19 protein-coding genes are annotated in these 19,327 nt (G+C 67.4%); 11 read left to right on the plus strand and 8 right to left on the minus strand.

Annotated features, from left to right (window positions below):
* A partial coding sequence (locus tag J7J50_RS05755) for an energy transducer TonB (RefSeq protein WP_215097473.1) occupies positions 1–292 on the plus strand: 292 nt, incomplete at its 5' end.
* A 194-nt stretch (positions 293–486) separates the two neighbouring features.
* The gene (locus tag J7J50_RS05760) at positions 487–1,095 is read left to right on the plus strand and encodes an energy transducer TonB (RefSeq protein WP_215060268.1); all 609 of its coding nucleotides are present in this window, start codon (positions 487–489) and stop codon (positions 1,093–1,095) included.
* Between the two features lie 191 nt (positions 1,096–1,286).
* Here the strand turns inward: J7J50_RS05760 and aroA are convergent, their stop codons facing one another.
* The 4 genes from aroA to serC form a co-directional block, all read right to left on the minus strand.
* Positions 1,287–2,564, minus strand: a complete 1,278-nt coding sequence (aroA, locus tag J7J50_RS05765) for a 3-phosphoshikimate 1-carboxyvinyltransferase (protein WP_215060439.1) — start codon at positions 2,562–2,564, stop codon at positions 1,287–1,289.
* A 56-nt stretch (positions 2,565–2,620) separates the two neighbouring features.
* Positions 2,621–3,781, minus strand: coding sequence for a histidinol-phosphate transaminase (gene hisC, locus J7J50_RS05770; protein ID WP_215060270.1), 1,161 nt, complete (start codon positions 3,779–3,781; stop codon positions 2,621–2,623).
* The gene (gene pheA / locus J7J50_RS05775) at positions 3,778–5,001 is read right to left on the minus strand and encodes a prephenate dehydratase (protein ID WP_215060271.1); all 1,224 of its coding nucleotides are present in this window, start codon (positions 4,999–5,001) and stop codon (positions 3,778–3,780) included. The genes hisC and pheA overlap by 4 nt, the downstream gene beginning before the upstream one ends.
* 141 nt (positions 5,002–5,142) lie before the next feature.
* Positions 5,143–6,228 (minus strand): 3-phosphoserine/phosphohydroxythreonine transaminase, encoded by a 1,086-nt coding sequence (gene serC, locus J7J50_RS05780; protein WP_215060273.1) that lies wholly within the window; start codon positions 6,226–6,228, stop codon positions 5,143–5,145.
* Positions 6,229–6,410: 182 nt separating this feature from the next.
* Between serC and msrP the strand changes: the two genes are divergently transcribed.
* Positions 6,411–7,382: a protein-methionine-sulfoxide reductase catalytic subunit MsrP gene (gene msrP, locus J7J50_RS05785; RefSeq protein ID WP_215060276.1), complete on the plus strand. Its 972-nt coding sequence runs from the start codon at positions 6,411–6,413 to the stop codon at positions 7,380–7,382.
* Positions 7,383–7,464: 82 nt separating this feature from the next.
* Entirely contained in the window at positions 7,465–8,085 is a 621-nt protein-coding gene (msrQ, locus tag J7J50_RS05790; protein ID WP_343222438.1) for a protein-methionine-sulfoxide reductase heme-binding subunit MsrQ, read from the plus strand.
* A 186-nt stretch (positions 8,086–8,271) separates the two neighbouring features.
* Here the strand turns inward: msrQ and J7J50_RS05795 are convergent, their stop codons facing one another.
* Positions 8,272–9,075 carry an FHA domain-containing protein gene (locus J7J50_RS05795; protein ID WP_215060280.1) on the minus strand — a complete coding sequence of 268 codons (804 nt, stop codon included), beginning with the start codon at positions 9,073–9,075 and terminating at the stop codon, positions 8,272–8,274.
* Between the two features lie 223 nt (positions 9,076–9,298).
* Between J7J50_RS05795 and J7J50_RS05800 the strand changes: the two genes are divergently transcribed.
* A complete protein-coding gene (locus tag J7J50_RS05800) occupies positions 9,299–9,574 on the plus strand; it encodes a polyhydroxyalkanoic acid system family protein (protein ID WP_057943306.1) in 276 nt (91 codons plus the stop codon).
* A gap of 10 nt (positions 9,575–9,584) precedes the next feature.
* Here J7J50_RS05800 and J7J50_RS05805 read toward each other — a convergent pair whose 3' ends face one another.
* Complete coding sequence (locus tag J7J50_RS05805; protein ID WP_215060282.1) at positions 9,585–10,307, minus strand: hypothetical protein; 723 nt, start codon at positions 10,305–10,307, stop codon at positions 9,585–9,587.
* Between the two features lie 256 nt (positions 10,308–10,563).
* Between J7J50_RS05805 and J7J50_RS05810 the strand changes: the two genes are divergently transcribed.
* The 3 genes from J7J50_RS05810 (at position 10,564) to J7J50_RS05820 (ending at position 14,356) form a co-directional block, all read left to right on the plus strand.
* Complete coding sequence (locus J7J50_RS05810; RefSeq protein ID WP_215060284.1) at positions 10,564–11,904, plus strand: patatin-like phospholipase family protein; 1,341 nt, start codon at positions 10,564–10,566, stop codon at positions 11,902–11,904.
* Between the two features lie 342 nt (positions 11,905–12,246).
* Positions 12,247–12,852, plus strand: a complete 606-nt coding sequence (locus tag J7J50_RS05815) for a phasin family protein (protein ID WP_215060286.1) — start codon at positions 12,247–12,249, stop codon at positions 12,850–12,852.
* A gap of 439 nt (positions 12,853–13,291) precedes the next feature.
* Positions 13,292–14,356, plus strand: a complete 1,065-nt coding sequence (locus J7J50_RS05820) for a restriction endonuclease (protein WP_215060288.1) — start codon at positions 13,292–13,294, stop codon at positions 14,354–14,356.
* Positions 14,357–14,820: 464 nt separating this feature from the next.
* Here J7J50_RS05820 and J7J50_RS05825 read toward each other — a convergent pair whose 3' ends face one another.
* On the minus strand, positions 14,821–16,809 hold the full coding sequence (locus tag J7J50_RS05825; protein WP_215060291.1) for an SDR family oxidoreductase: 1,989 nt from the start codon (positions 16,807–16,809) through the stop codon (positions 14,821–14,823).
* A gap of 174 nt (positions 16,810–16,983) precedes the next feature.
* Here J7J50_RS05825 and J7J50_RS05830 point away from each other — a divergent pair, with 174 nt between their 5' ends.
* The 3 genes from J7J50_RS05830 (at position 16,984) to J7J50_RS05840 (ending at position 18,615) form a co-directional block, all read left to right on the plus strand.
* On the plus strand, positions 16,984–17,241 hold the full coding sequence (locus tag J7J50_RS05830) for an acyl-CoA-binding protein (protein WP_215060293.1): 258 nt from the start codon (positions 16,984–16,986) through the stop codon (positions 17,239–17,241).
* Positions 17,242–17,278: 37 nt separating this feature from the next.
* Positions 17,279–17,905: a TetR/AcrR family transcriptional regulator gene (locus tag J7J50_RS05835; protein ID WP_215060295.1), complete on the plus strand. Its 627-nt coding sequence runs from the start codon at positions 17,279–17,281 to the stop codon at positions 17,903–17,905.
* 116 nt (positions 17,906–18,021) lie between these two features.
* Positions 18,022–18,615 carry a dihydrofolate reductase family protein gene (locus J7J50_RS05840; RefSeq protein WP_215060297.1) on the plus strand — a complete coding sequence of 198 codons (594 nt, stop codon included), beginning with the start codon at positions 18,022–18,024 and terminating at the stop codon, positions 18,613–18,615.
* A 133-nt stretch (positions 18,616–18,748) separates the two neighbouring features.
* Here J7J50_RS05840 and J7J50_RS05845 read toward each other — a convergent pair whose 3' ends face one another.
* Complete coding sequence (locus J7J50_RS05845) at positions 18,749–19,156, minus strand: hypothetical protein (RefSeq protein ID WP_215060299.1); 408 nt, start codon at positions 19,154–19,156, stop codon at positions 18,749–18,751.
* Positions 19,157–19,327: the final 171 nt, after the last annotated feature.

Here is a 19,327-nt window from a genome sequence, read left to right on the forward strand (position 1 = left end):
GGCCGCCAGCGGCGCGCACGTGCCGGCGGCGCCGCTGCCGGGCAACCGCGCGCCGCAGTACCCGGCCGCGTCGCTGCGCCGCGGCGAAGGCGGCACGGTGCGGGTGCGGGTCGAAGTGACCGAACAAGGCGATACCGGCGCGGTCGATGTCGCCGAAACCAGCGGTTCGCGCATGCTCGACCGCGCCGCGGTCAATGCCGTGCGCAGCTGGCGTTTCCGTCCTGCCACGCGCGGTGGCCGGCCGGCTACCGATGTGGTGATGGTGCCGATCACGTTCAATCCGAATCAATAAGCGCGACGTTCAACGCGCAGCCCCCGAAGCCGAGAAGCCCCAACCTCAGCTTCTAAATCCCGCTAATACCCAAATCCGCGCTTGAATCCCCCCTGAACCAAATCCACACCTCGTTCACCCGCGAGTAACGCCGCCGCTTAGAAGCTCGGCCTCCGCGATCCCATCCCCCGGGGATCGTTCGCAAGGAGGTCGGCATGAACACCCCGTCACAAACCATCGATCCCAACCGACCCGAGCACGAGATGCCGGCTCCGGAAGCCGCCGCGGTCGAGGCCGCGCCCAGCCGCAATGGCCTGTGGCTGCTGATGTTGTTGCTCGCGGCCACGTTCATGGGCTGGTTTTTCTACGGCAAGCGCCCGGCCGTCGCGCCGCCGGCGCCGATCCATCCGGTGGTGACCCTGCCGGTGGAGCGCACGCCGGCCGATGGCGTCGCCGACGACGCCACCGCTGCGGCATCCAGGCAGGCCGCCGTGGTCAAGGCCAAGGCGGCCGCGCAGCGCAAGGCGCTCGCGGCGAAACCGCGCGCCACCGATGCGCGCCCGATCGCCAACCGCAGCCCGGAACCGCGTTACCCGGTCACCGCGCTGCGTCGCGGCGAAGGCGGCACCGTGGTGCTGCGGGTCAACGTCGGCGCCGACGGCGTTCCGGACGATATCGCGATCGCCCGCCGCAGCGGCTCGCGCGATCTCGATCGCGCGGCGATGCTGGCCATGCGCGATTGGCGCTTCAAGCCGGCGACTCGCAATGGGCGCGAGGTTGCTTCGATCGTGGAGCAGCCGGTGGAGTTTCGTCCGGCGCAGTGAAGGGTCGGGATTCGCGATATCGCGATCTGAAAGAAGAGCGTCGGGGCTGAAGCCCCTCCCACAAGAAAAACGGCAGCCTTCGGGCTGCCGTTTTTTTGGGGGTTTTACATGCGTTTCTACAAGGCCGCGCCAATCCGAATGACCGCCTGGGAAAGCCTGGAATGACGGTGTTGGGCGGAGCAATCGCCTCCCTACTCAGCCGCCCCGACCCGCATCCCCGCCATCGCCGCCAACGCTTCGAAGCCCGGAAACGACGTCGCCACGTTGGCCACGTCGCCGATCCGCACCTCACCCGACGCCAACTGCGCGGCGATGGAGAAACTCATGGCGATGCGATGGTCGCCGTGGCTGTCCACTTCGCCGCCGTGCAGCGCGCCGCCGTCGATGATCGCGCCGTCGGGCGTTTCCTCGATGCGCGCGCCGAGCGAGCGCAGGCCGGTGGCCATGGTCGCGATGCGGTCGGACTCCTTGACCCGCAACTCGGCCGCGCCGCGGATCACGCTGCGGCCCCGCGCGAGCGAGGCGGCGACGAACAAGGCCGGGAATTCGTCGATCATGTCCGGCACCAACTCCTCGGGCACTTCGATCCCGTGCAGTTGCGCGTGGCGCACGCGCAGGTCCGCGACCGGTTCGCCGCCCTCGGCGCGCGGGTTCTCTTCGACAATGTTCGCGCCCATCAGCCGCAGCGCGGCCAACAGACCGGTGCGGCGCGGGTTCATGCCGACCGCTTCGAGCAGCAGCTGCGAACCCGGCACCACGCTCGCCGCGACCAGGAAGAACGCCGCCGAGGAGAAATCCGCCGGCACCGCGACATCGGTCGCGCGCAGCGCGTGGCCGCCGCTCAACCGGGCGTAGCCCGGCGAAAAGTCGATCGGCCAGCCGAACGCGGCGAGCATGCGCTCGGTGTAGTCGCGGGTCGGATGCGGTTCGTGCACGACGGTGTCGCCGCGTGCGTACAAGCCGGCCAACAGCAGCGCCGATTTCACCTGCGCGCTGGCGACCGGCAAGGTGTATTCGATCCCGGTCAGCGCGCGGCCGCCGTGGATGCGCAGCGGCGGCAGGCCGCCTTCCTCGGTGTCGATGCGCGCGCCCATCGCCGCCAGCGGCTCGGTCACGCGGCGCATCGGCCGCTTCGACAACGAGGCATCGCCGATCAGCACGCTGTCGAAGGCTTGCCCGGCCAGCGCGCCGGCGAGCAGGCGCATGCCGGTGCCGGCGTTGCCGCAGTCCAGCGGCGCGTCGATGCCGCGAAGGCCGTGCAGGCCCACGCCATGGACGATGCGTTCGCTCGCGCTCGGGGTTTCGATGCGCACGCCCAGACGCTCGAACACGCGCGCGGTGGCGCGGGTGTCCTCGCCCTCGAGAAATCCGGTGACGCGGGTGACGCCCTCGGCCAAGGCGCCGAGCATGACCGCGCGATGCGACACCGACTTGTCGCCGGGCACGCGCAGCGAGCCGTGCAACGGCATGCCCGCGCCGGCGATCCAGGCCTGCGCGGCGGCGCCATCATCGGCGCTGGCCGCGCTCACGCCAACACCTCGTCGAGCGCGGCAAGCAGGCGGCGGTTCTCGTCGGGCGAGCCGACACTGATGCGGATGCAATCGGCCAGACCATAGCCGCCCATCGGCCGCAGGATCACCCCGCGTTCGACCAGGGACGCTTCGATCTGCGGCGTGCGCGCGCCGAATTCGACCAGCACGAAATTGGTCTGCGACGGAAACACGCGCAGGCCGCGCTTACCCAGCGCCTCGCTCAGCGCCGAACGCTGCTCGGCGTTGCGCGCGCAGGCCCAGTGCAGATGCTCGACATCGCCCAGCGCGGCTTCGCACGCGGCCAGTCCCGGGCCGTTGACGTTGAAGCTTTCGCGCAGGCGGTCCATCACCGCGATCAGCCCCGGCTGCGCCAGCAGATAGCCCACGCGCAGACCGGCCAGACCGTAGGCCTTGCTGAAGGTGCGGGTGATGGCGAGGTTGGGATAGCGATCGAGCAAGGACAAGGCGCTGGCGTAATCGGGCGCGTCGGCCATTTCCGCGTAGGCCTCGTCCATCACCACTATGACTTCGCTCGGCACGCGGTCGAGGAAGGCGATCAGCGCGTCGCGGCCGAACCAGGTGCCGGTCGGGTTGTTCGGATTGGCGACATAGACCAGACGCGTGGCCGGACCGACCGCCGCGGCGATCGCGTCCAGATCGTGGCCGTTGGGCATCGCCGCGTCGCGCGGCAAGGCCTCGACGATGCGCATCTGCGCGCCGGCGGCCTGAGTCGAAAGCGCGAACACGGCGAAGCCGTAGCGCGAGAACACGATCTCGTCGCCCGGACCTGCGAACACTTGTCCGAGCTGCATCAGCAATTCGTGCGAACCGTTGCCGAGCTGGATCTGCTTGACGTCCACGCCGTGCCGCGCCGCCAGCGCGCGCTTGAGATCGGCGCCGAGCGGATCGGGATAGCGATGCAGCGCGTGCAGGCTGTCGAGAATCGCCTGACGCGCGGCCGGCGACGGGCCGTAGGGATTTTCGTTGGAACCCAGTTCGGCGAGGTTGGCTTCGCCGAACTTGCGCCGCAGCGCGACCAGGTCGTGGCCCGGGTCGTAGGCCTTCAGGCGCTGCACGCCCGGCTGCGCGCGCGCGGCGAACCAGGCTTCGTCGAAGGCCGGCGCCTGCGCGGAGTGCGATGCCGCCTGATTCATGCGATCGCCACCGGGTAGGAACCGAGCACCTTCACTTCGTGCGCGAGTTCTTCCAGTTCCTCCAGCGCTTCGCGCATCGCCGGCTCTTGCACATGGCCGCCGATATCGACGAAGAACGCGTACTGCCAGCGACCGGTATGGCCCGGACGCGACTCGATGCGGTTCATGCTCAGCCCGCGCTTGGCGAACGGCGAGAGCACGTTGTACAGCGCGCCCGGCTCGTCCTTGATGAAGATCAACAGCGAGGTGCGGTCGTTGCCGGACGGAGTGAACAACTCGCGGCCGATGACCAGGAAGCGCGTGGTGTTGTCGGGACGGTCTTCGATGGGACCGGCGACATTGCGCAGGCCGTAGACGTTGCCGGCGCTGGCGCCGGCGATCGCCGCCGCGTCGTCGGCGTTGCGCGCGCGGCGCGCGGCCTCGGCATTGCTCGACACCGCGATCTTCTCCGCCTTGGGCAGGTACTGACGCAGCCAGGCCTTGCACTGGGCGAAGGACTGCGGATGCGAGTAGACGCGCTCGATGTCCTCGATGCGGCCGCTGCGCGAAAGCAGGTGCTGGTGCACGCGCAGTTCGACTTCGCCGCTGATCTTGAGCTTGGAGGTCAGGAACATGTCGAGCGTGGACTGGATCGTGCCCTGGGTGGAGTTCTCCACCGGCACCACGCCGAAATCGGCGCTGCCGGCTTCGACTTCCTGGAACACTTCCTCGATGCTCGCCAGCGGCAGGCCGTGGATCGAATGGCCGAAGTGCTTGTACACCGCCTGCTGCGAATGCGTGCCTTCCGGGCCGAGGAAGCCGATCTTCAACGGCTCCTGCTGGGCCAGGCAGGCCGACATGATTTCGCGGAACAACCGCACCAGCACTTCGTCGTTGAGCGGGCCGTCGTTGCGATCGACCACCCGGCGCAGCACCTGCGCTTCGCGCTCGGGGCGGTAGTAATCCACCGCCGCGGCGAGCTTGCCCTTGGCCTTGCCGACCTGATTGGCGAACTGCGCGCGCTCGCCGATCAGTTGCTGGATGTGCAGGTCGATGCCGTCGATGCGTTCGCGCAGCGTGGCCAGATCGGGAACGGCCACGACGGGCGCGGCCTCTTCGACCGCGGCCGGCTTGGCTTTGCCCGCGGATTTCTTTTCCGCGGCGCTCTTGGCGACTGCGGGCTTCGGCTTGCCGGGAAGCTTGGCTTGCAATTTCTTGGTCTTGCTGGATTTGTCAGTCATTGGAGTCTCGTCGCTTCCGAAGGTGTTCGCTGCCGTCCGTGGCGAAACTTGATCGCCTTCGGATCGCCCGGCCCGGCCATCCTTGGCCGGGCGTTCGCGGCCGCGGCCGATGCCGATAGGGCATCGGCCAAGCGCGGCCGCTCACCCGTGCCGTTGTTGGAAGTCTTGCATGAAGGAAGCCAACGCCTGCACGCCCTTCTCGGGCATCGCGTTGTAGATCGACGCGCGCATGCCGCCCAGGGCGCGATGGCCCTTGAGCGAGATCAGCCCGGCCGCCTCGGCTTCCTTGAGGAAGGGCTTGTCCAGCGCTTCGTCCTTGAGGAAAAACGGCACGTTCATGCGCGAACGCACCGCCGGCAGCACTTCGTTGCGATAGAAGCCGCCGGAGTTGTCGATCACGCCGTACAGCAGCGCCGACTTGCGCGCGTTGCGCTGGGCGAACTCGGTCACGCCACCTTCGGCCAGCATCCACTTGAACACCAGCCCGGCCAGATACCAGTTATAGGTCGGCGGGGTATTGAGCATCGACTCGCCCTTGACGTGGGCGCGGTAGTCGAAGATTTCTGCGCGCGGCTGGCCGGCGCGTTCGAGCAGTTCGCGCTTGACGATGACCACGCTGACGCCGACCGGGCCGAGGTTCTTCTGCGCGCCGGCGTAGATCACGCCGAACCTGGACACATCCAGCGGCTCGGACACGATCGAGGAGCTGAAATCGGCGACCAGGGGAACCTCGCCGACTTCGGGAATATCGCGGAACTCGACGCCATGGATGGTTTCGTTCGCGGTGTAGTGAACATAGGCCGCGTCCTTGGACAGATTCCATTCGCCGCGCGCCGGAATCTCGCGGAAACCGCTGCCCTCGCCGTTGGCGGCGACATTCGCGCTGACGTAAGGCTTGACCTGCTTCAATGCGGTCTTGCCCCAATGGCCGGTGACCACGTAGTCCACGGTCTGGCCCGGATCGGCGAAGTTCAACGCGATCAACGCCTGCTGCGCGGTCGCGCCGCCCTGCAGGAACATCACCGCGTAATCGTCCGGGATCGACATCAACGTGCGCAGGTCGCGCTCGGCTTCGGCGGCGACCTGGATGAACTCCGGTCCGCGATGGCTGAGTTCCACGATCGAGGCCCCGGCGTTGTTCCACTCCAGCAGTTCCGACTGCGCCTGCAGCAAGACCGATTCGGGCAGGGTCGCGGGACCGGCACTAAAGTTGAAAGCGCGGGACATCGGTAGCTCCGTGGTTGGGGTGGGCCCCGCAGTATGCCGCAGTGCAGCACCGTGTGTACTTGTCGTTACTCGCGCAACTTTTACCCCGCAAGCCGCCTCTATAGGGGTAACCGGTCTCGTATGGATGATGAGCCGCCCCACCCGCCGCGAAGCCCTCGCCCGTCCGCTCCGGAGCCGTTCCCATGTCGTTGCGCGAAGCACTGAATATCCCCTCCTCGCAGATCACCGACGAGGCGGTCTACCGCGACCGGCGGCGCCTGCTGGCCGCCTTCGCCCTGAGCCCGGCGCTGGGCCTGTCGGGCTGCGCCGAGGCCGAAGCCCCGCCGCCGCCCCAGGCCGCGCCGCCCAGTCCGGAACAGATCAAGGCCGGCTTTCGCACCGACGAAGTCCAGACCAGCTACGCCGACATCACCTCGTACAACAACTTCTACGAATTCGGCACCAACAAGGGCGACCCGTCGGCGGCCGACAAGACCCTGCGCACCAGTCCGTGGACGGTGGCGGTGGGCGGCGCCTGCGCCAAACCCGGCAAGCTTTCGCTGGAAGACCTGATCAAGGGCCTGGCCCCGCAGGAACGCGTGTACCGGCTGCGCTGCGTGGAAGGCTGGTCGATGGTGATCCCGTGGCTGGGGGTGCCGCTGGCCGATGTGCTCAAGCGCTTCGAGCCGACCGCCAAGGCCAAGTACGTCGCCTTCACCACCCTGGCCGACCGCAAGCAGATGCCGGGGATCGCCTATCCCTCGATCAACTGGCCCTACCGCGAGGGCCTGCGCATCGACGAGGCCATGCATCCGTTGACCCTGCTGGCGACCGGCCTGTACGGCAAGCCGCTGCCGCAGCAGAACGGCGCGCCGCTGCGGCTGGTGGTGCCGTGGAAGTACGGCTTCAAGAGCATCAAGTCGATCATCGCCATCAGTTTCGTCGAGCACCGGCCGCTGACCAGTTGGAACGACCTGCAATCCAACGAGTACGGGTTCTTCTCCAACGTCAATCCGGCGGTGGATCACCCGCGCTGGAGCCAGAAGACCGAACGCCGCATCGCCGGCACCGGCAGCAAGCTGTTCGCCGACCGTATCCCGACCCGGTTGTTCAACGGCTATGGCGAGCAGGTTTCCAGCCTGTACGCCGGCATGAACCTGCGGACCTGGTTCTGAGATGACGGCCGATTCCGCGGCTCATCCGCCGGCCGCCGCGTCCGCGCCGCGGCCGGCGCACAAACGCAGGACGCCCCGGGGCGTGATCGCGGCCAAGGTCGTCGTGCATGCGCTCGCGCTGACCCCGGCGGCGATCCTGGCTTGGCAGATCCGCGAGGAATTCCTGACCGGCAGCGGCGGCCTGGGCGCCGACCCGATCGCCGCGATCGAGCACCGGCTGGGTCTGTGGGCGCTGCGATTGCTGATGATCGCGCTGGCGGTGACGCCGCTGCGCCAGCTGACCGGGCAAGCGGCGCTGCTGCGCTTCCGGCGCCTGCTGGGGCTGTACGCGTTCTTCTACGCCAGCCTGCATCTGGCGGCGTATCTGATCCTGGATCTGAAGGGGTACTGGACGCAGATCTTCGAGGAGATCGCCAAGCGGCCGTACATCACCGTGGGTTTCCTGGCCTGGCTGCTGCTGATTCCGCTGGCGGTGACTTCGACCCAGGGGATGATGCGCAGGCTGGGGCGTTTGTGGGGCCGGCTGCATCAGCTGGTCTATGTCATCGCCGTGCTGGCGGTGCTGCATTTCTGGTGGCTGGTGAAGTCCGATATCCGCGAGCCGGCGTTGTATGCGGCGATCCTGGCGGTGCTGCTGGGCTGGCGGATGTGGCGCAGGTTCGCCGAGGCCAGGACGCGGGCGCGGCTGGCGGCTGCGCGCTGAGGGGCGTCGTTTTCTTGAATCGGGCCGGCAGGGCCCTGGCGCCGGCTTCGGACGGCGTCGGGGCTGAAGCCCCTCCCACAAAAGACCTCGCGGCTTCGCGGTGTTTCAAGCCGCGCCGCGCAGTTCCGAAGTTTTTTGTGGGAGGGGCTTCAGCCCCGACAACCCGCCGCGACGCGACTAAGCCGCTCAGCGCACGCCATACAGCAGCAACAGCCCCAGCAAGCCGGCCATCACCACCGCCGCCAGCAACAGCCACGGCATGCGCCGCACCGACGACGGCAAGGCCGACGGCGGCGACGGCCGGGTTTCGTTCGCGGCCGCTTCCTGCGCCAGTTGCGCCTGCAAGGCCTCGGCCGCGCTGAACTGGCGGCTCGGCGCTTCGATCACGAAACGATGCTGGCCGTCGAGCAACAACTGATCGCCGGGCTTGAGCAAGGCATGCCGCACCGGCTGGCCGTTGACCACGCTGCCGTCCACCGAGCCCACATCGCGCAGGACCACGCCGTCGGCGTGCGCCTCCAGGCGCGCGTGACGGTCGGCGAAGGCCGGCTCGTTGATGCGGATGTCGCAATCGCCGGCGCGGCCGATCACCTTGGGTTGATCCAGGGTGTAGCAGCGGCCGTGATGGATGCCGCCGACGCCGCGCACGACCATGCGCGAATCGGCCGGAATCTCCACGCCGAACGGCGGCGCGGCTTCGGGTTTGTCGGCCACCAGCAGCAATTCCACGCCGTCGAGGAAAATCGCGTCGCCCGCGCGCAGCATCGCCATGCGTTTGACCGGACGGCCGTTGACGTGCAGACCGCGCAGGCCTTCGCGCACCTGCAGCCAGACGCCGCGGCGGTCGACGGTGAGTTGCGCGATCGCCGCGCCCGCGTCCTCGACCAGGACGGTGCGGCCGGCCGCGTCGCGGCCGATGGCATGCACGCCCGGCTTCAGTGCCAGGTCGCCATGTTCGCGGTTGGGGTATCGAAGTTTGAGGGCGCTCACTCGGCAGGAATCTAGCAGGTTGTGTACACGGGCACATCCGGGGTGCTGGCGGTGTTGGATGAATTAGCGCAATGGCGTGGGGCCAGGAGCGAGTTCACAGGAGTGAGGAGTGAGTCAAAGCGCCAGGCCTTACTCATTCCTCTGAACTCACTCCTCGCTCCCGCGAACTCGCTCCCGGCCGCAGGCCTTGGCACAATACCCGGCTCCAGGGAGAACCCAGACCATGTCCAGTATCGATATCCGCCATCCGCACACGCTGGCTCCGGCCAAGGCCCGCAAAGCCGTCGAGGAAGTCGCGCAGAAGCTCGCCGAGCGTTTCGACGTCGAGTACGGCTGGGAAGACGACATCCTGAATTTCTCCCGCAGCGGCGTGGACGGCAAGATCGCGCTCAAGCCCAATCAGCTGCACGTGACCGCGCAGCTCGGGTTCCTGCTGGGCGCGCTGAAGGGGCCGATCGAATCGGAAATCCGCCGGGTCCTGGAAGAACGCTTCAAGTAAGCGCGGCGGCTCAGGCCAATCCCGGAAACGGGTCGGCGTCCTCTTCGAACAAGCGCTGCGCCACCTCGCGCTCGTCCTGTTCGATCTCGGCGATGAATTCGCGCACATCGCCCAGTTGCGCGAACGCGGCGAAACCGCGTTCCAGGAATCCCTGCAGTTCCGACAGCCCCGCCGCCTTGGCCGGGCCGCGCGAAAGCTTCAACAGGGTCATCACCCCGGGCATCCGCAGCGCCTTGCCCAGGCCCAGGCCGACCCGCGAGATCAGCTGGATCTGATGCTCGCGCAGGCGCGGCAGCCCGCAGGCGCGGTAGGCCTGGGCGTACAGCGCCCCGTCGAGCTTGCGCCGGCGCGGGGCGATCTCGTGCAGCCATTGGCTCATGCGCAGATCGAAGGCCTGGGTCAGCACGCCCAGCTCGATCGCGTCGGCGACCGTGGACAGCAAGGCGCCCGGCAGCAGCTTCTGCATCATCGGCAGGACCTTGGCGATGTCGGCGTCGCGACGGCTGAAGTCGCGGTCGTTGTAGACGTCGCTGAGAAAGAACCGCGCCGCCGGACGCCGGCGCGGATCGCGCAGGAAGCGGTCGAAGCTGGCCTCCAGCCGCCGCGCCTGCCACTGGCGCAGCTCGGGCAGCCAGCGCAGCTGGTTGCGCGGTTCGCGCCGCGGATCGTGCAGGGCCTGGTGGCGGGCCAGCAGGCAGCCCAGTCGTCGGCTGAGGTCGGTCGTCCTGGACATCGGGAGGGATGATCGCGGCGGCGGCGGCTGGCTGCAAGGCGTGCGGTGCTTCGGGCGTCGTCGCGGCGGAACGGAAAGCGTCGGGCCTGAAGGCCCTCCCACAAAAGCTGAGCGCCCTGTTGATCGGAGGGCCTTGAGCCTCCTGGCTTTCGCCTGCCTGTCGCCGCCGCCTGCGACCTTGGTACAGGTCGGCTGGACGCCCCGCCCGGCTGGGCTACACTCGACCGAATTCCGCCAAGGCCGTGCCGCCGATCACATGCTGTCACTTCACTCCGCCCGGAATCGGGCGAGCCGCAAACAGTCGGCCAATGGCACCCGCCCCTCCGCATCCAAGCCCGCGTCGAAATCCGCGCCCGATGGCGCCAAGCCGAAGATCGGCCTGGCCATCGCCGGCGGCGGCCCGATCGGCGGCATGTACGAACTGGGCGCCCTGCGCGCGCTCGACGAGGCGATCGAAGGCCTCGACCTGACCCGACTGGACTGCTACGTCGGCGTCAGCAGCGGCGCCTTCCTCGCCGCCGGCCTGGCCAACCGCATGGACACGGCCGAGATGTGCCGGATCTTCGTCACCGGCGACAGCGCCGACGTCGAGTTCCGCCCCGAGACCTTCATGCGCCCGGCGTTCCTGGAATACGTCAAGCGCGCGGCGAGCTTTCCGCGCCTGGCCGCCGAGTGGTGGCGCGAGCTGCTGTTCTCGCCGCTGGAAGCGCGCTGGTCGGACCTGATCACCCGCTTCGGCGGCCTGATTCCCAATGGCCTGTTCGACAACGCCCAGGTCGAGCTGTTCCTGCGCGAAGTGTTCACCCGGCGCGGCCGCAGCAACGATTTCCGCGAACTCGACGCCGAGCTGTACGTGGTCGCGGTGGATATCGACAGCGGCGACGCGGTGCGTTTCGGCGGCGCGGACTGGAAGGACGTGCCGATCTCGCAAGCGGTCCAGGCCAGCGCCGCGCTGCCGGGCCTGTACCCGCCGGTGCAGATCCGCGGCCGTCACTTCGTCGATGGCGCGCTGCGCCGGACCATGCACGCCTCGGTCGTGCTCGAACGCGGCGTGGACCTGCTGATCGGCATCAATCCGCTGGTACCGTTCAACCACAACCACGGCGTGCCGGTGGCCGAGGACAACAGCCTGGCCGCCGGCGGCCTGCCGGCGGTGCTGTCGCAGACCTTCCGCACCCTGCTGCAATCGCGCATGCAGGTCGGGCTGGCGCGCTACGCCCAGCAATACCCCGACATCGACCAACTGGTGTTCGAGCCCAACGCCGAAGACCGCGAGTTGTTCTTCACCAACGCCTTCAGCTTCTCGGCGCGCAAGCGCATCTGCGAGATCGCCTACCGCAACACCCTGGCCGACCTGCGCCTGCGCAAGGACACGCTGGCGCCGATGCTGGCCGCGCACGGCCTGCGCCTGCGCGAGGACGTGCTGGCCGATACCGATCGCTCGATCCTCGACGGCATCGGCAAGCCGCGGCGCGACACCGAGACGACGGCGCGGCTGCGGCGGGCGCTGGACGATGTGGATCATCTGGTGGCCAAGGCGCCGAAGGCATCGCCGCGCGCGGGGAAGCGGGCGGTTCGGAAGCAGCAGGTGGGGTGAGGGTGGTTGGCGTCGCAGACTGCCTCTTTCCAGATCGCCATTCCGACTGGCCGAGACTTCAGCGCCATCTCCCCAGGCCGTCATTCCCGCGAACGCGGGAATCCAGTGACTTCAAGCGTTCTCGCACGAAAGTCCCTGGATTCCCGCGTTCGCGGGAATGACGGGTAAGGGTGACCTTCGTCGCAGCTGGATTAGGGGCCTTACGCCGCGATCTGCTGATTCAACGCCGGACAAACGGTTGGCGCGCCTGGGTGTGGTGGCGTACTCCAAGTGGTGGTGTGAATACTCTAGACAGCAAGCCCATCTTGGCGGCACAGCACCAACCCCAATTACAGGATGTCCATGGCCGCCAAGTTCAAGAAGACCGCGAAGAAGTCCGCCGGCAAAACCCAAAACGCCGGCAAGGGCAGCGCGCAGGAGCAGGCCGAGCGCCTGTCCAAGACGTTGAGCGAATCCGCGCAGCAGATCTGGCTGGCCGGCGTCGGCGCGTTCGGTCGCGCTCAGGCCGAGGGCACCAAGCTGTTCGAAGGCCTGGTCAAGGAAGGTCTGAACCTGGAGCAGACCGCGCGCAAGTTCACCGGCGGTCAGGCCAGCGTGTTGCGCGATGCGGTCGAGTCCAAGGTCGGCCAGGCGCGCGAGCGCGCGACCGATACCTGGGATCGCCTCGAGAAGGTGTTCGAAGAACGCGTGCAGCGCGCGCTGGTCAAGCTCGGCGTGCCGGGCCGCGACGATCTGGCCGGCCTGAGCGAGCGCGTCGATGCGCTGACCGCCGAGCTGCGCCGCCAAGGTGGCGCGCCGGCCGTGCGCAAGGCTTCCGCCAAGGCCGCCAAGCCCCCCGCCGCCGCGCGCAAGCCGAAGGCCGCCAAGGCCGCGGCGAAGAAGCCGGCCAAGGCCGCCAAGGCACCGCGCAAGTCGATCGCCCGCCCCAAGCCGCCAGTCGCGCCGTAAGCGACCGCTCGCCGATACAAGACTCGTAGTACCCGTCGTACACACTCGGTTCGACCGCGCGGCCATCCACCCGCCGCGCACGGTTTAAGCCCGCCAGTCCGCGCTTCCGTATGCTCCCCTCCCCTTACGGTTTCGGACTGGCGGGCTTTCTTATCGCCCCACCCAGGGCTCCAGGCCGCTACACGGTTCTTGCGCCATTCGCGCATATCTTCATCACCGCGCATCTCGCGCGTTTTGTGGCTTCCAGGCCCTCCGATCAGGTGACTCCGGCACAGTTCGTGCCAGCATGCAGTTGCCGTTCACAGCCCCGCCCATGGGACGTTGAAAGAGCAACGGCTGATGAAAGACACAACGATTCCGAGAAATAAGTCTCATTTTTCGTGAATTTCATATGTCTGAAGCCGTATATCCTCAGCGTCTTTTATGGGCCTAGCGCTGCATGTCGAGTTTCTCCCTGTGGGCTGCCGCCGCCGTCACCCTGACGATCGGTCTGGCGTCCACCGCCTACCTTTGGTCCTACCGCCGCCATCGCACTGAGGTCTCCACCGGTATCGCCGGTCTGGCCAAGATGCGCTGGCGCGAATTCGCGCGCCTGATCGTCGAGGCCCTGCGCGAGCGCGGGTTCGAGGCCGAGTCGGTGGAGGAATCCCTCGCCCGCGGCACTCAGGCCGAGCTGCGCCTGCTGCGCGCCGGCAAGCCGTGGCTGCTGTCGTGCAAGCTGGGCGACGCCGATTACAAGGTCTCGGCCGCGACCGTGGCCGAGTTGGCGGATGCGGTGCGCTTCAACGGTGCCGCCGGCGGTCTGCTGGTCACCACGGGGCGCTTCGACGGTCATTCCGAGCGCGTCGCCGACGGGCTGGATCTGTACAGCGGCGAGACGCTGTGGGAACTGGTCGAGCCGTTGCTGCCGGCCTCTACTCGCCACGAGGTCATCGCGGCGGCGCAGAAGCGCAGCATCCAGACGATCGTCGCGGCCTGGGCGGGGGCGATCGTGTTGGGGCTGATCGTGGGCTTCGTGGTGCCGCATTTGATTCCTCACGCTGCGCCTGCGGCTTTGCCGGCGACTGAGACGGCTGCGGCGCGGGACGGCGGGGATGTCGTGCCGGTGCCGGCGGATGCGCCGCCAGCGGCTGTGATGCCGCCCGAGGGGCCTGCGCCTGCCGATGACGCTGCCGCCGACGATCAGGCTTCCGATGTTCAACCGGCGGTGGCGGCTCGCCCTGCGGCGGCTGCGCCAGCGGTTTCGGGGGCTTCGGCTAATCCTGCGGCCGATCGCGCTTTTGTGATTCGCGCTATCGCGGGGTTGAACGGGGTCGAGCGGGCGTTGTGGTCTACGCCTTCCAATTTGCTGATCTATCGTCTTACCGATGCGGGCAAGCAGGATATCGACAACATCTGCCAGGTGCTTGATCGGTATCCGGAGTTGCGGTCTTCTCGGGTGCAACTGCAGCCGCCGCCTGGCAGTACTACCCGGGTGCGGTTCTTTCAGTGTCGCGCTTATTGATCTTGCGGGACGCCAGGGCCTTGGTGGCGTTGGCGATAACGCCACCAAAGATCAAACGCTAAAAGCAGATCAAACGCGTAAAGCTTCCGCCATGAAGCGGCGGGTCACTTTCTTTGTCCGAAGCCACAAAGAAAGTAACCAAAGAAAGGGCTTTAGGCTGTTTCGAATCAAAAGCCACGAGTGCGATGCTTGCGCAGGCAGGTGCCACATTGGGCATCCTGCCCAAGGTGGCACCCGGCGCACGTCCATGTGCGCCGCCCTTCGGGTGTCCCTCGGTCTCGCGAGTCAGTAGCTGCGCCGGGCCAAAGCTCTGAGCCGCAGCTAAAAAGAGCCGGGTTGCCCGGCTCTTACGGTGTCCTTCGGTCTCGCGAGTCAGTAGCTGCGCCGGGCCAAAGCTTTGAGCCACATCTAAAAAAAGAGCCGGGATTACCCGGCTCTTTTTTTGTTTGTCCGCCAGCGGCGGCTTACCAGTGCACGCCGCGCATCAGGGAGGCGAAGGCGATTTGTTCGTTGCTGGCGTGTTCGTCCTTAAGGCCCTTGCGATCGCCCTTGGCGGCGGCGGAATCGGGGAACAGTTCGAAGGCGGTGCTCATGACCACTTCGTACGCCTTCGGCGCCAGGGCGTTGACCACCGAGGCGAAGATGCCCAGGCGGGTGGCGATGCGGCTCGGGCGTTCGATGATGCCCTTGACCACCAGGTCGGCGGCTTCGTCGGGGGTCAGGGTCGGCACGCTGTCGTACATTTTGGTCGGCGCGATCATCGGGGTCTTCACCAGCGGCATGTTGATGGTGGTGAAGCTGATGCCCTTGCCCGACAGCTCGCCCTGGGCGCAGCGGCTCCATGCGTCCAGCGCCGCTTTCGATGCGACGTAGGCCGAGAACCGCGGCGAATTGGCCAGCACGCCGATCGAGGAGATGTTGATGATGTGGCCCTTGCGACGCTCGGTCATCTTCGGCATGAAGCCCATGATCAGGCGCAGGCTGCCGAAGTAGTTGAGCTGCATGGTGCGTTCGAAATCGTGGAAGCGATCGTAGCTGAGCTCGATCGAACGCCGGATCGAACGGCCGGCGTTGTTGACCAGGATATCGACGTGGCCGTGATCGGCCAGCACCTGCTTGACCAGACGGTCGCAGTCGGCCATGTCGGCCAGGTCGGCGGTGTAGGCGAACACCTTGCCGCCCTGCGCCTTCATCGCGTCGCGCGCCTTGAACAATTCGGCTTCGCCGCGCGCGACGATCACCGTCACCGCGCCGGCGGCGGCGACTTTCTCTGCGGTCGCGAGGCCAATGCCCGAGGAACCGCCGGTGATCACCACGACCTTGTTGCGGACCTTGCCCTTGAGGGTGCGATCGACGAACAGGTCCGGGTCCAGATGCCGTTCCCAGTAGTCCCACAGCCGCCAGGCGTAGGTGTCCAGGTTCGGGACCTTGATCCCGCTGCCGCGTAGCGCGCGCTCGGTCTCGCGGTTGTCGAACCGGGTCGGATAGGTGATGAACTTCATCACTTCCTTCGGAATCTTGAAGTCGCGCAGCAACATGCCGATGAAGCGCTTGACCGGCGGCAGGTTGGTCACCGCGCCGCGGATGCCGGCGGGCACGAAGGCGAACATGCGCGCGTCGATGCGCATGGTCATCTCCGGCGTGTGGCCGGCGCGGGCGAAGGTGTTGAGCACCTCGCCGACGCGCTGCGGCTCCGGATCGGTCAAATGGAAGCAGTGGCCGTCGAGCTTGGGCTTGTGCGCGATGTGATCCATCGCATCGACCACGTAGTCCACCGGAATGATGTTGATGCGGCCGCCTTCCAGGCCCAGCATCGGCATCCACGGCGGCAGCATTTCGCGCAGCTTCTTGAGGAAGGTGAAGAAGTAGTACGGGCCGTCGATCTTGTCCATCTCGCCGGTCTGCGAATGGCCGACCACCATGCCCGGGCGATAGATGCGCCACTTGACCCGCTTTTCGTTGCGGACCAGGCCTTCGGAATCGTGCTTGGTGCGCAGGTACGGATCGTCCAGGCCTTCGGCCTCGTCGAACATGTCCTCGCGGAACACGCCCGAATACAGGCCGGCGGCGGCGATCGAACTGGTGTGGTGGAAGCAGCCGGCGGCGATGGCCGCGGCCAGGTCCAGCGCGTGCTGGGTGCCGTCGATGTTGGCCGCGCGCTGGGCCTGCGCGCTGGCGGTGAGGTCGTAGATCGCGGCCAGATGGAAGAAATGCTTGATCTTGCCGTTCAACGCGCGCAGCTGCGCGGCGGTGAGGCCGCACTTGGGCTGGGTCATGTCGCCCGCGACCGGAATCACGCGCTTGAGATCCCACCCCATCTTCTTGGCGGTGGCGTCGAATTTCTTTTGCGAATCCTTGCGCACCAGCACGTGGATCGTGCCCTTGCGTTTGAGCAAGTTGCTGACGAGAAAGCGACCGATGAAACCCGTCGCGCCGGTGACGAAATAGCTCATGCCCCTCTCCTGGATGGCCCCGATCGGCCGCCGTTGCGGCGGCATGACGCTACGGTGCCAGAGCCTGAGCGCAGTAACAATTCTTTTCCGTATTGACCGCGCCGCTCCGTATTGACCGCCTGGGGAGCGCGTGCTGTTATGCCGCTTCACCCTGGTGCCCAGGAGAGGCCGCCCGTGTCCGACATCCAGTCTGCGTTCGAACAAGCCGCAAAAGACGTCCAAGCCCTGCCCGACCGTCCGGATAACGACACCCTGCTGCGCCTGTACGCGCTGTACAAGCAAGGCGCCGACGGCGACGTCAACGGCCCCAAGCCGGGGTTCTTCGATTTCGTCGGCACCGCCAAGTACGAGGCCTGGGAAAAGCTCAAGGGCACCGCGCAGGACGAGGCGAAGAAGAAATACGTCGATCTGGTCAAGAAACTGCGCGGCTGACGCCGCGCCCGCCCCGTCCTCTCACCTAGGCAGCCCGATGGCGAAACAGACCCGCCAGCGCATCCTCGATGCTGCGTTGACCATGTTCAACGCGCAGGGCGAGCCGAACGTCACCACCAACCATATCGCCGACGAGCTGGAAATCAGCCCGGGCAATCTGTACTACCACTTCCGCAACAAGGACGACATCATCGAGCAGTTGTTCGCGCGCTTCGAGGAGCGCATGGACGCCGCGCTCGCCGCGCCCCAGGGGCGCCTGCCGGGGCTCGAGGACATCTGGCTGCAGTTGCACCTGGTGTTCGAGTGCATCTGGGACTACCGCTTCCTGTACCGCGATCTGGTCGAGATCCTCAGCCGCAACCGCCGCCTGCGCCTGCGCTTCGCGCGCATCCTCAAGCGCGCCGATGAACAGGCGCATCTGGTCATGCGGGGTCTGTCGCAGGCCGGGATCATGCGGGCGTCCGGGGATGAATTGGCCGCGACCGCGACCAATGTGCTGGTCATCGCGACCTTCTGGCTCAACTACGCCGCCGCGCGCGGCGACAAGGACGAGCACGCGGCGATCCGCGACGGCATCGTCCAGGTGATGATGCTGCTCTCGCCGTTCCTGCGCGATGCCGAACGGCTGCATCTGAATACGCTGATCCGGGCTTATCTGGACTGATCCGCCCTGGCCGCTTCGGCCAGTACAGTTGTCACTGCCCCGCGCCCGCGTCCGGGCGCACACTGCCGCGGCCGCGATGGCGCGCCGCCGTCGCTCCCCGTGCCGCGGAGCCGCCCATGCGCAAGCTGACCTTGCAGATGCAGATGTCCGTCGATGGCCGCGTCGCCGCCGAGCGCGGCGGCTGGCAGTTGTGGGGCTTCGACTGGCACGGCCCCTGGGCCTGGGACGCGGCCTTGAAGCAGCGCTTCAACGCCACCTTGGACCGCATCGATGGCCTGGTGCTGAGCCGGCCGATGGCCGAGGAAGGCTTCATCGAGCATTGGACCGCCGCCGCCGCGCATCGTCCCGACGACCGCGATTTCGACTTCACGCGCAAGATCGTCGCCCTGGACAAGACCGTGATCAGCGACAAGATCGAGCAGCCGCGCTGGCCGCGCACGCGCATCGCCGGCGGCGGCCTGGCGCGGGAAGTGAACGCGCTCAAGGCGCAGCCCGGCAAGGGCCTGATCTGCTACGGCGGCGTCGGTTTCGCCTCGGCGCTGACCGCGGCCGGGCTCGTGGATGAATTCGAGTTCTATCTCAACCCCGCCGCGGCCGGCGCGGGGCGCTCGCTGTTTCCCGAGGACGGGCTGGCGCTGCGCTTGCTGGATTCGCAGGCCTACGAGTGCGGGATGATCGTCAACCGCTATCGGCCGCGCGATCGCGGCTGAGCTTCGGCCGGCACCATTGCCGTCATGGCCGTCGACGAACGAAGGGCGCCATCGCGGCGCCCTTCGATGTTTCCAGCGATGTTCCGACCCTAGCCGCGGCGATCGCATCGCCGGACTCGTGGCCGCGCCGCGATCAGGCCTTGCGGCTGCGGCGCGCGGCCGGCTTGCGCGCGGTGCGGCGCGAAACCGGCTTCTTCGCCGCCGGCTTGCGCGACTTGCGCTGGGCGCGGGACTTGCCGCTCTTCAGGCCCAGCTTGTCCAGCACCGGGGCCAGACGCGCCTCGACATCGGCGCTGAACTTGATGACCTTGGGTTCGACCTGATCGCGCACGTTCTCGATCCCGCCGCGCACGTTGCTGCGCGCGTCGGACGCCAGACCGCGCACGCGCTGCTGCAGCGCCTCGACCCGACCGGCCGCGCGGCCAGCGCCGGCGAGCGCCTCGCGGCGCGCGATCACGGCCAGACCCAGGCCGGCCAGCCACAGGTGACGCAGCGTGGTTTCGTTCGCCGCCACCGGCTTCTTGCGTTTCACAGCTGCCATCGTTTGCTCCGCCGACCGCCCGGAATGGGCGGTTCCACCAGCGCACTGTGGCCGCGCCCCATCGAGCAATCACACTAGCCGCTTCAGTCTGCGCACAGCTTGCGCGCTGCCTCTTGCCAGCGCCCCCGCCGCGGCGGGATGCTGCCCATCCGATCCGATCCGTTCGACAAG

This window comes from Lysobacter sp. ISL-50, assembly GCF_018612875.1.
Classification (GTDB): domain Bacteria; phylum Pseudomonadota; class Gammaproteobacteria; order Xanthomonadales; family Xanthomonadaceae; genus Lysobacter.

What these genes read in the sequence shown, in the direction of transcription:
- J7J50_RS05805 (WP_215060282.1), bottom strand. Translation starts at nt 10,307, where the DNA reads ATGTCCAGGACGACCGACCTCAGCCGACGACTGGGCTGCCTGCTGGCC.
- J7J50_RS05810 (WP_215060284.1), top strand. Translation starts at nt 10,564, where the DNA reads ATGCTGTCACTTCACTCCGCCCGGAATCGGGCGAGCCGCAAACAGTCG.
- J7J50_RS05760 (WP_215060268.1), top strand. Translation starts at nt 487, where the DNA reads ATGAACACCCCGTCACAAACCATCGATCCCAACCGACCCGAGCACGAG.
- msrP (WP_215060276.1), top strand. Translation starts at nt 6,411, where the DNA reads ATGTCGTTGCGCGAAGCACTGAATATCCCCTCCTCGCAGATCACCGAC.
- J7J50_RS05820 (WP_215060288.1), top strand. Translation starts at nt 13,292, where the DNA reads ATGTCGAGTTTCTCCCTGTGGGCTGCCGCCGCCGTCACCCTGACGATC.
- hisC (WP_215060270.1), bottom strand. Translation starts at nt 3,781, where the DNA reads ATGAATCAGGCGGCATCGCACTCCGCGCAGGCGCCGGCCTTCGACGAA.
- J7J50_RS05835 (WP_215060295.1), top strand. Translation starts at nt 17,279, where the DNA reads ATGGCGAAACAGACCCGCCAGCGCATCCTCGATGCTGCGTTGACCATG.
- serC (WP_215060273.1), bottom strand. Translation starts at nt 6,228, where the DNA reads ATGTCCCGCGCTTTCAACTTTAGTGCCGGTCCCGCGACCCTGCCCGAA.
- J7J50_RS05840 (WP_215060297.1), top strand. Translation starts at nt 18,022, where the DNA reads ATGCGCAAGCTGACCTTGCAGATGCAGATGTCCGTCGATGGCCGCGTC.
- J7J50_RS05825 (WP_215060291.1), bottom strand. Translation starts at nt 16,809, where the DNA reads ATGAGCTATTTCGTCACCGGCGCGACGGGTTTCATCGGTCGCTTTCTC.
- pheA (WP_215060271.1), bottom strand. Translation starts at nt 5,001, where the DNA reads ATGACTGACAAATCCAGCAAGACCAAGAAATTGCAAGCCAAGCTTCCC.
- J7J50_RS05845 (WP_215060299.1), bottom strand. Translation starts at nt 19,156, where the DNA reads ATGGCAGCTGTGAAACGCAAGAAGCCGGTGGCGGCGAACGAAACCACG.
- J7J50_RS05800 (WP_057943306.1), top strand. Translation starts at nt 9,299, where the DNA reads ATGTCCAGTATCGATATCCGCCATCCGCACACGCTGGCTCCGGCCAAG.
- J7J50_RS05815 (WP_215060286.1), top strand. Translation starts at nt 12,247, where the DNA reads ATGGCCGCCAAGTTCAAGAAGACCGCGAAGAAGTCCGCCGGCAAAACC.
- aroA (WP_215060439.1), bottom strand. Translation starts at nt 2,564, where the DNA reads ATGCCGTTGCACGGCTCGCTGCGCGTGCCCGGCGACAAGTCGGTGTCG.